Origin of the sequence: Vibrio sp. Vb1026 (assembly GCF_033338745.1) — a bacterium.
GTDB classification, from domain to species: domain Bacteria; phylum Pseudomonadota; class Gammaproteobacteria; order Enterobacterales; family Vibrionaceae; genus Vibrio; species Vibrio alginolyticus.
In genome coordinates this window covers 1-1,503 of sequence record NZ_JAWOTH010000075.1, presented here as the reverse complement: position 1 = coordinate 1,503, position 1,503 = coordinate 1, and the positions used below count along the sequence as shown (strand labels likewise).

The window sequence follows — 1,503 nt, the reverse complement described above, 5'->3', positions numbered from 1 at the left end:
GTTCTCTAACCAAACTCGACCGAGCCATGCAGATAAAACGCATCGAGGGTAAAGCGGTTTTGGAGCAATGCTTGCTGAATAAGCAAACCCTCAAATTTACCTCGAACCGATTCGTGCAAGAAAACCCGTGGACTGCGCTTGGGTTGAGCGCTTTTGCCGCGATTGCTGTTGCGAAAGCTGGGCGACTTTCTCGCGTCACGTCATCTCTCTCCTCCATCAGTTTGCTGCTCAATGGCGCGATGGATTTGAGTGGTCAGCTAGCCAAATCTTCTTCGTCGTCTGCTGCATCCTCAAAAGAAGCAGGTGAAGAAGCGGCTCAACCTTCCGATTTACCACCTCATCAGTAGAGGACGCACATGAATGGAAAATTAAACCTTCCTATCAATACCGTGATTGGTGTGTCTCTGCTGGTGTTATTGCTTGTTCCTGCGCTCTACTTCGCCAAACCGGTGCTGTTACCTATGGTGATAAGTACGTTCGTGGCACTGCTGTTTAGCCCGCTGATCAATTATTTTGAAGACAAAGGCCTGCCACGCACGATAACTGTGGTGGTGACGTTGACGTTATTGGTGAGTGTTTCAATACTCGGTTTAGCGGCGATATCAGAACCCGCGAAACAATGGTGGGCTGAGTTGCCAAGCATCGTCCAAAACGTTTCGCAAGAAGTGAATGAAGTGACCAAAGCGTCGTCAGAGCACATGAACGCGCCGCTTGAGATCGCCAGTGACATGAACATTGACGAGATGGGCAACAACACGGTGTTTTCTCTGCTGAAAGCGCTCGCGACCACCACACCAACGCTGTTAACTCAGGCGATGATTGTGCTGTTTATGGTGTATTTCATGCTTAATCATGGTCGAAGTCTGTTTCGTAAATCGGTATCGCGTTTGCGTGGTTTTTCGAAACAACGTCAGGCGGTGGAGTTGGTGCAGGCTCTGCAGAAAGATTTATCGCGCTACATCGGCACCATTACTTTGGTCAATGCGGGTTTAGGCTTGTGTGTTGGATTGGTGTTTTTTGTTCTCGGCCTTGAAGACCCATTTCTATGGGGTGCGTTTGCGGGGGTAATGAATTTCGCGCCGTATTTGGGACCAGTGATTTCGATGGTGAGCTTTGGTTTTGTCGCGTATTTGCAGCTAGATTCGGTCAGTTTTATGCTGACAGTGGTATCGATATATCTGTTGCTGAATTTAATCGAGAGTCAGTTTGTCACCCCAACTTTGCTAGGGAGGCGGTTTAACCTCAACCCGTTAGTCATCTTTATGTGGCTGGTCTTTTGGGGTTGGTTGTGGGGTGGTATGGGGCTGTTGATTGGCGTGCCGCTGTTGGTGTGCATCAACATTTTAGCGGATCGTTTGGCGCTTTGCGGTTCGACGAACATCTAACCGCAAAGTTGCCAGTGTATTGAACGTTGTGCTTAGTTAAATAACTTTTCCGCCGCAACGGGTGGGCTGAATAAATATCCCTGACCGTAGATACAACCTTTGTCGACCAAGTAAGCCA

The 1,503-nt window shown here is 48.6% G+C and carries 2 protein-coding genes; both read left to right on the top strand.

Annotated elements, in window-relative coordinates; all coding sequences use genetic code 11:
* On the top strand, positions 1 to 347 hold a 347-nt coding region (locus R7E47_RS24265; protein ID WP_318085227.1), incomplete at its 5' end, for a hypothetical protein.
* A gap of 9 nt (positions 348 to 356) precedes the next feature.
* Positions 357 to 1,385 (top strand): AI-2E family transporter, encoded by a 1,029-nt coding sequence (locus R7E47_RS24260; protein WP_005496666.1) that lies wholly within the window; start codon positions 357 to 359, stop codon positions 1,383 to 1,385.
* Positions 1,386 to 1,503: the final 118 nt, after the last annotated feature.

Coding starts and splice junctions, on each gene's coding strand:
- R7E47_RS24260 (WP_005496666.1), top strand. CDS start 357: ATGAATGGAAAATTAAACCTTCCTATCAATACCGTGATTGGTGTGTCT.